Annotated in this window: 7 protein-coding genes and 1 tRNA gene; all 8 read right to left on the bottom strand. The window is 35.5% G+C overall.

Features of this window, described 5'->3' with window-relative positions; translation table 11 throughout:
• Positions 1 to 5,741, bottom strand: a 5,741-nt coding sequence (gene rpoB / locus IHO40_RS04690; RefSeq protein ID WP_225536991.1) for a DNA-directed RNA polymerase subunit beta, incomplete at its 3' end; no start/stop codon positions are given.
• A 66-nt stretch (positions 5,742 to 5,807) separates the two neighbouring features.
• Positions 5,808 to 6,209, bottom strand: coding sequence for a 50S ribosomal protein L7/L12 (gene rplL, locus IHO40_RS04685; protein WP_225536990.1), 402 nt, complete (start codon positions 6,207 to 6,209; stop codon positions 5,808 to 5,810).
• Positions 6,210 to 6,234: 25 nt separating this feature from the next.
• Complete coding sequence (rplJ, locus tag IHO40_RS04680; RefSeq protein WP_225536989.1) at positions 6,235 to 6,753, bottom strand: 50S ribosomal protein L10; 519 nt, start codon at positions 6,751 to 6,753, stop codon at positions 6,235 to 6,237.
• A 13-nt stretch (positions 6,754 to 6,766) separates the two neighbouring features.
• On the bottom strand, positions 6,767 to 7,420 hold the full coding sequence (gene rplA, locus IHO40_RS04675; protein ID WP_225536988.1) for a 50S ribosomal protein L1: 654 nt from the start codon (positions 7,418 to 7,420) through the stop codon (positions 6,767 to 6,769).
• Between the two features lie 4 nt (positions 7,421 to 7,424).
• Positions 7,425 to 7,865, bottom strand: coding sequence for an uL11 family ribosomal protein (locus IHO40_RS04670; protein ID WP_225536987.1), 441 nt, complete (start codon positions 7,863 to 7,865; stop codon positions 7,425 to 7,427).
• 2 nt (positions 7,866 to 7,867) lie between these two features.
• Positions 7,868 to 8,704 (bottom strand): transcription termination/antitermination protein NusG, encoded by an 837-nt coding sequence (gene nusG, locus IHO40_RS04665; RefSeq protein WP_368666777.1) that lies wholly within the window; start codon positions 8,702 to 8,704, stop codon positions 7,868 to 7,870.
• Positions 8,688 to 8,888 (bottom strand): preprotein translocase subunit SecE, encoded by a 201-nt coding sequence (secE, locus tag IHO40_RS04660; RefSeq protein WP_225536992.1) that lies wholly within the window; start codon positions 8,886 to 8,888, stop codon positions 8,688 to 8,690. The genes nusG and secE overlap by 17 nt, the downstream gene beginning before the upstream one ends.
• 19 nt (positions 8,889 to 8,907) lie before the next feature.
• Positions 8,908 to 8,980 (bottom strand) — tRNA-Trp (locus tag IHO40_RS04655).
• Between the last annotated feature and the right edge of the window lie 69 nt (positions 8,981 to 9,049).

Below are 9,049 nucleotides of genomic sequence, written 5' to 3'. Positions count from 1 at the left end.
CTAGCTTCAAGCTGAGCTTCTAATGAAATCGGTACGTGTACTGCCATTTGATCACCATCAAAGTCAGCATTAAACGCTGTACAGACAAGCGGATGCAGTTGTATTGCTTTGCCTTCAATAAGAATTGGTTCAAAAGCCTGTATACCAAGCCTATGCAGAGTAGGTGCTCTATTTAACAACACAGGGTGTTCTTTTATTACCTCCTCAAGCATGTCCCAAACTTCTGGCTTCTCTGCTCTTATTAGCTTACTAGCAAACTTAATGGTTGGAGCCATACCATATATCTTGAGCTTTGAGTAAACAAAAGGCTTGAATAATTCGAGAGCCATTCTTTTTGGTAATCCACACTGATTTAACTTTAAAGTTGGACCAACAACTATTACAGAACGTCCAGAGTAGTCCACTCTTTTTCCTAACAGATTCTGACGGAAACGACCTTGTTTTCCTTTTAGCATATCGCTAATAGATTTTTTATATCCAACGACACCAGCTTTATTTGCTAGAGTATTACGACGGCTATTGTCAAAAAGAGAATCAACTGCTTCTTGTAACATCCTCTTTTCGTTACGAATCATAATTTCGGGAGGATTTAAACTTAATAGCTTTCTCAACCTGTTATTTCTATTGATAATAGTTCTATAATGATGATTCAGATCAGAAACTGCAGGACGACCATTTTCAAGAGACACTAAAGGACGCAAATCAGGTGGCAAAATAGGTATAGTCGTAAGTATCATCCACTCAGGTCTGTTTCCTGATTTGATAAAGTTTTCAATAATACGTAATCTCTTTATAATCTTCTTTCTTCTTATTTCGGAAGTAACAGATTCTAACTCCAATCTTAGATTCTTTCTAATTTCGTATAAATCAAGGCGAGTCAGCAACTCTCTTATAGCTTCAACGCCTTGCATAGCCACAAAGCTATCGGCTCCATAACCATCTTTAGCTTCATTGTAGGCTTTTTCACTAATAATCTCACCTTTTTCAAAAGGAGAAACAAGAGGATCTATTACAATGTAATTATCGCTATATAAAATGTTCTCAATATCTCTTAGAGACATGTCTAGTAATGCTCCAATCCTCGAAGGAAGCGATTTCAAAAACCATATATGAGCAACAGGAGATGCAAGCTCTATATGGCCCATTCTTTCTCTTCTTACTTTAGAGGATGTAACCTCTACTCCACACTTTTCACATATACGACCTCTGTGCCTTCTTTTTTTGTATTTTCCACATAAACATTCATCGTCATTGACAGGACCGAAAACCTTAGGACAGAACAATCCACCTTTTTCAACTTTAAATGTACGATAGTTTGCAGTTGAGACATCTTTTATCTCACCATAGGACATAGATTTAATACTTTCAGGACTAGCAATTGATATACTAATCTTATCAAAAGACTGTGCAATATTAGTATGAGATATGTCTTCAATAACTATCTCGTTTTGCTTTAAAGCTACATTTAGACATAAAGAACGTAATTCTTTTATCATCACATTAAAAGATTCAGGAGTCCCACACTCAAAATTACTGTCACCTTTTATTATTGATTCATAAATCTTAATCCTACCATTAATGTCATCAGACTTCACGGTTAACATTTCCTGTAAAGTATAGGCGGCACCATAGGCTTGCAATGCCCAACATTCCATTTCACCAAAACGCTGACCACCAAAATGGGATTTTCCTCCAAGAGGTTGCTGAGTAACCAAGCTATAAGGCCCTACTGAACGTGCGTGAATTTTATCATCAACTAGGTGGTGCAACTTAAGCATGTACATATAGCCAACCGTAACCTTACGATCAAATTTTTCACCGGTGCAACCATCGTACAATACAGTCTGTCCAGAGTTATCCAAACCAGCGAGTTCAAATAATTTTGTTATTTTTTCATCTTTTGGACCTTCAAATACAGGCGCAGCAACAGGAACACCATCACGTAATTTATTTGCAAACTCGATCAAGCTACTGTCACCAATCTCACGAACACCATTACAGATGGATACATCACTACCGCAACTATACACCTCAATAAGGAAGTTACGTAAATTGTCGTGCGCGCTTTTACAGGAGTTTAAATAATTTTTCACTAATGTGTTTAGCTCTTCATTTAGTACATTTTTATTAGATATATTAAAAATAGAAGTCGCTATTTCTTCATCACTAGCTTCTTCAATTTTTCTGTTATCAAGGTACGCTGCTGCAAATTTTGCAGGGCTGTCGTTATCGAGAGACCTAATTTTCTTACAGAAGGCACTTTTAATTTTGTTGATTTCATCAAGAATGTCACTTACTTTTTCTCCTAATTTTTTGCAAGCCCAACCTACATGAGTTTCTAATATTTGTCCCACATTCATTCTTGATGGCACACCTAGAGGATTAAGAATAATATCAACAGGAATCCCATCCTCTAAATAAGGCATATCCTCTACTGGTACAACTCGAGAAATCACCCCTTTATTTCCATGCCTACCGGCCATTTTGTCTCCTGGTTGCAAACTGTGCTTCACAGCAATGAAAATTTTTACTGACATTGATACACCTTGAGGCAAGTCATAACCCTCATCCAATTTTTCTACTTTTTGCTTAAACTGTGTTATTGCATTTGATACTTTTTCATCAAAGTCTTTTTTTAAGCTCTTAACTTGTTCAGAAATAGATTTGTTCTTTAGCCCTATACTCCACCATTGTTCACGTTCAATAGCGTTAAGTTTTTCTTGATCTTGAGAGCAAGAATGCATGAGAAGTTTTTTTAGTTCGTCATAGAAATACTCACTGGTTACATTGATTACATAGTCCCGCTCTTTTTCTAGATCATCCATTTCTTTTTGCTTAATAAGTAATGCCCTTTCGTTCTCTTCAACTCCCCTGCGTGTAAAGACTCTTACATCAATTACTGTCCCTTCAACATCTGGAGATGTGTACAAAGAGGAATCTGCACAATCGAATGACTTTTCACCAAAAATCGTCATCAACAATTTTGTTTCAGGAGGCAATGAAAGAGAAGGTTTAGGTGTAACTTTGCCTACTAGAATATAGCCTGGGCCCACTCTTGTACCAATTTTTACTATACCACTATCATCCAAGTGATATAAATTTTCCTCATTAACACCAGGTATAGCACGAGTTATTTTCTCTGACCCTAAAGGAGTATCATGTACAACACATTCGAATTCTTCTATATGGATAGAAGTAAATAGATCCTTTTTAACAACTTCACTGGAAATGATAATAGAGTCTTCAAAATTATAGCCTTGCCAAGACATAAAAGCGACTAGCAAATTTTTACCAAGTGCTAGCTCACCACTATTAATTGCAGGACCATCAGCTATCACATCACCCTCTTTAACATAATCACCGACATGTACTAATGGCCTTTGATTAATGCAAGTATTATGATTGGAACGCTGAAATTTCTTTAAATGATAAATATCTACACCTAGGTAGTTAACCCTTTCTTCATCAAAGGCGCGTATAACTATGGAATTACTATCAGAGCTATCAACTATGCCATCACGTTTTGCCAAAACTACAGCACCAGAACCAGAAGCAACAAAAGACTCCATACCAGTTGCAACCAAAGGAGCAGTAGGCTTCAATAAAGGTACGGCTTGGCGTTGCATGTTTGAACCCATTAATGCTCTGTTGGCATCGTCATTTTCCAAAAATGGGATCAAGGAAGCTGCAACTGATATTACCTGTTTAGGAGATACGTCAATGTAACTCACTTGATCGCTACTTACCATGGCAAAGCTACCGGCATATCTACAGTATAGCATATCATCAACAAAACGGTTATTTTCATCAAGCCTTGCACTGGTATCAGCTATATAATACGAACCTTCATCTATTGCAGATAGATACTCAATTTGATCAGTGACAACCCTATTTACTACTTTCCTGTAGGGGCTTTCAATAAAACCATATTTATTAACACGTGCGTATATAGCCAAACTGTTGATTAGCCCTATATTTTGCCCTTCAGGGGTTTCAATAGGGCAAATTCTTCCATAATGAGTTGGATGAACATCGCGTACTTCGAATCCTGCACGGTCTCTCGTTAAACCCCCAGGACCTAATGCTGATAACCTTCTTTTATGCGTTATTTCAGATAATGGATTAGTCTGATCCATAAACTGGGATAATTGAGAAGAATTAAAGAAATCTTTTAAGACATTAGTTAATACTTTTGGATTAATAAAATCCGATGGAGAAACTTTGTCTAAACTGGAAGTAGACATAGAGTCGATTATTACGCGTTCCAATTTTAGTAACCCAGCCCTGAACTGATTCTCTATAAACTCTCCAACTGATCTTACTCTTCTATTTCCCAAGTGATCAATGTCATCCACAGACCCTTGACCGTCACGTAATAGTACTATTTTTCTTATAATTTCAATAATATCTTCGTGTGTTAAGACAGTTAAATCCTCGTCACAATTTAACCCAAGGTAAGAATTAAGTTTCAACCTACCAATATTAGACAGGTCATAATACTCAGGGTTGAAGAAAAGATTATGAAAAAACTCTTCTACTATTTCTAAAACGGGAACTTCACCAGGACGCAAGACTCTATATATTTCATACAGCGCATCCTGATAAGACATGTTTTCATATAGAAAAAGTGTATTTAATATATAAGGCCCAACATATAGATTATCGATGTTTAAAACCGATATTTCACCCACAGATAGTAATTCAAGCTTTTTTACGTCTTCCACTTTTATAGACTCACCAGCAGACAAAATTTTCGTAGAGCTAACACTATCTACTAAGTCTTCTGCAAGAAATAAACCACATATAGAATCGAAAGGCACTAGATACTCTTTTAATCCATCGTCATACAGCTTTTTAGCTAGCCTTGAAGTAACACGAACATTAGCCTTAAGTAACACATTACCTTCAACTTCCATTAAGTCAAAAGGTAACCTGACTCCCTTAAATTTGTCAGGAATAAAAGGTACTTTCCAACCATTTTTGTATTTTATATACTTTATCTTTTCATAAAATTTATCGAGTATATCATTATTTGACAGTCCCAACGCTTTTAATAAAACTGAGATTGGTAATTTTCTTTTCCTATCAATACGAAAATATAAATGGTCTTTAACATCAAACTCAATATCAAACCAAGAACCTCTATAGGGGATAATTCTAGCAGAATAAATTAATTTACCGGAATTATAAGTTTTTCCCTTATCGCTATCAAAAAATACACCAGGGGACCTATGCATCTGTGAAACGATAACCTTTTCCACCCCATTAATGATGAAAGTGCCTTTATCAGTCATCATCGGCAACTCACAAAAGTGGACTTCCTGCTCTTCTATAAGTTTTACAATAGTTGCAAGCTTGGAACGATCTCCACTCTCTTTTATCGATCTATATTCATCAAGAGAAATACCCTCTTGTACGACAACAAGACGTATAGAAGCAATAACTCGAGCAGAAAAAGTTATACCGCGCTTTATACATTCAGATTCATCATACTTAGGATCATCTATTCTGCAGCTTATGAACTCAATAGTAGCCCTATGCAGAGGATCATTTACTGGAAAGACTGAATGAAAAATAGATTCAAGTCTTTCATTATCATGACTTCCAGGAGTAAATGACTTGTATGACTCTTTTTGAACTTTAACTAAGTCTAACAAAGAATCTTTTAAGTCAATTGACCTGGAATAAGAAACCCTAGGAACAAAAGCATCAGAAACACACGTATAAGAAGAATCAACCATTAAAATACCCCAAACTAACTAAAAGCGCTAAATCAATATAGAATTAATATATTAAATATAAGCATCTTATTCAAGTTCCACTTTGGTTGCTCCTGCTTCAATGAGTTGTTGCTTTATTTTCTCTGCTTCATCTCTAGGAATGTTATCAGTCAGATCCTTAGGCAAGGATTCAACTAACTCTTTTGCTTCTTTTAAGCCTAATGTAGAATTAACCTTTCTAACCATTCTAATGATTTCCATTTTTTTGCTTGCATCAATTTCTTTAATTACAACTTTGCATTCAGTTTTTTCTTGAGAACCAGGACTAGCAGCATTATCACTAATAGGTGCACTAGCACTAACAACTCCGCCAACAAAAGAACCAGCGGGTAATCCTATCTTCTCTTCTAAGATTTTTACAAGTTCAGAAGCCTCTAATAGATTTAGAGATAATATTTTATCAACCAAATCGTTTGTTACATTACTCATACTACTACCTTACTTAACAACAAATTTATTTTTTAGAACTATAATAATCTAACACTCTTATAAGTCTCATAGAAGGTGAGTTAATAGATAACGCCAACCGAGCAGGAATATTATAAGATATTAAACGTATAATTTTAATACGCAACTCACCCAGAGAAGGCAACTTAGCTAGTTTATTAACATCCTTTATTGTAAGCAATTGATTAAGGTGAGCTGCGCAAATCACAGACATCTTTTTTTTATTAGCATCAACAAAATCAACTATCAGCTTTGCAGCTTCTACTATACCACTAGAGTATATAATAGCAACAGGACCAGAAAATCTATCTGACAAATAGGGAAATCTATCAGTTCTTTCTAAAGCTAAACGAGCTAGAGTATTTTTAACTATTAGCATCCCACCTGCTATAGCCTTTAAGCTACTCCTGAGGGCTAATGAGTCACTAGCATTTATAGATTTAAAATTTACCAGTATTAAGAAATCATTATTTACAAACACATTCATTATGTTCTGTATAAAATCATCCTTACTTTCACGCTTCACAGTATTACCCCCCTTAAATTATATCTTCCACTTTGTTTATTTTATAAGCTTTTCCCATAGTTGAATTCAAAAAGACACTCTTAAAGTACACTCCTTTAACAGAAACAGGTTTACTATTTTTAATGACTTTAAGAAAGGCTTTCAAATTTTCTAGCAAATCATCAACACTGAACTTGATGTTCCCTAATTTACCGTGGATAATACCACTTTTGTCTGTCCTAAATTTTATTTGACCAGACTTAATGGTTTTAACAGCTTCTGCAACTTTAGAAGTTACGGTACCAAATTTAGGATTAGGCATCAACCCCTTGGCACCCAATACTTTTGCGATAGAGGTAATTTTTGCTATAAAATCGGGAGTAGTGATACACCAATCAACATCTAATTTTCTACCCTTTTTTATTTCTTCAACTAAATCCTCCCCTCCTACAATATCAGCACCAGCTTTTTCAGCTTCTGATAAATGCTTATCTTGGGCAAAAACAGCTACTTTAATGTCCTTTCCAATACCCTTAGGCAAAACCACTGTACCACACACCTGTTCTTCAGATTTACGTGAATCCACACCTAAATTAACTGCAACATCAATTGACTCATTAAACTGTGATAAAGCAGACTCAATAATCTTTTCTAAACATTGCTTAGAATTACCGTGATATGCACTCATGTGTCTAACCTTCTATAACTTCTATACCCATAGATTTGGCAGTGCCTATAACCATTTTCACTGCTGAACCCTCATTATCCACTTTCATGTCAACCATTTTACATCTTGCTACCTTAATTATAGCAGACATAGGCAACTTCGCCACCAATTCTTTACCCGGATTATTGGAGCTTTTGGTCAATTTAGTTTCCTGCTTAAGCAAATAAGCAACAGGCGGACCACTGACAGTAAAATCGTGAGAGCGATCATCCTTTATAGAGATTCGTACTGTTACCAAATCACCTACCTTGTAGTTAGCGTTAGCCGTGCTAGTCGCCTTATTAAAAGCTTCGCAAAACTTAGGAACAGGTATACCACGCGGACCAAGCACTGAAGCAATTTTTGGCCCAGGTACTGCCTTTCCCGCTTCCATTAATAAGTTAATCTTAGCAATCACGACACTCATAATTAATCCTCTATTTTCTCTACTTGAGCTAAATCTAACTCTATTATTGTTGGCTTACCTAGAATTGACACTTCTACATTAATAATTTTTTTTTCATCGTTAATCATATCTACTTTACCAGTAAAATTTTGAAAAAGACCGTCATTAATTTTCACCTTTTCTCCCTTTTCATAACCATGACTTAACTTTTTCATCTCTTGAGCATTATAAAGTGCATTACACATTGAGCGAATCTCATCATCCAAAATTACCTTGGGAACATTACCATTTTTTAAGAACCCGTAAACTTTAAGAGACTTTGGTATACTATTAACAAAGTTTAACACTTCATCACATAAATTTACATATAAAAAAACATAACCAGGAAAGCATTTTCTTCGTGTAACAGTTTTTTTAGACCTTAATCTTGCCTCACTTGGCTCTTCATATGGGATAAAAACTTCCTTAAAATAATTGCTAACTCCTAATCTCATAGAATTTTCTAACACGTGTTGACATACCTTTTCTTCATAATTGGAAGCAACTCTCAAAATATACCACTTGTACTTGTCAAATTCTCTACGCTTTAAACTCATTTCATCATCTAAAACTACTTCAAAATTACCAGGCTCATCACTGCAGAACCCAGGTGTTTGATTCAGAATATCCTTACTCTCATCACACAGGTGCATATACACGTACAGTTCACACAGTTCCCTTATGTCATATTTTGAATTGCCTACCGTTTGATAAGGAATAAATACCTCCTTGAAATAAGCAGTGTAGTTTACTAACTCACGTAAGTGCCTCTCATGCCCGTAATCAACTTTAATAATGTACCATTTATATTCCATAAACAATTCCAAATAAAGCTTTAATTGTGTAAAGAGACGTAAAATCTATCAAATGAAAGAGAACTGAAAAGCATAGTATAACAATCGCTACAACAAATAAAGACGATAACACTTCTTGCTTCTTCACCCAGACAATTTTTCGTATTTCCTGCTTTATATCACACAAAAAGACACTTAACCCTTTTAACATTTCTACCACAACATTAATGCAGGAGCGATAGGAATTGAACCTACAACCTCTGGTTTTGGAGACCAGCGCTCTACCAATTGAGCTACACTCCTGTGACTAAACTTTCACTCCAAAATTTCAGAAACAACACCAGAACCAACAGTTCTACCACCCTCTCTTAT

The organism is Wolbachia endosymbiont of Mansonella ozzardi, assembly GCF_020278625.1.
In the GTDB taxonomy this organism is placed as follows: Bacteria; Pseudomonadota; Alphaproteobacteria; order Rickettsiales; family Anaplasmataceae; genus Wolbachia.
Note: the sequence above shows the minus strand (reverse complement) of the source record. Positions and strands in the feature narration are given on the sequence as shown.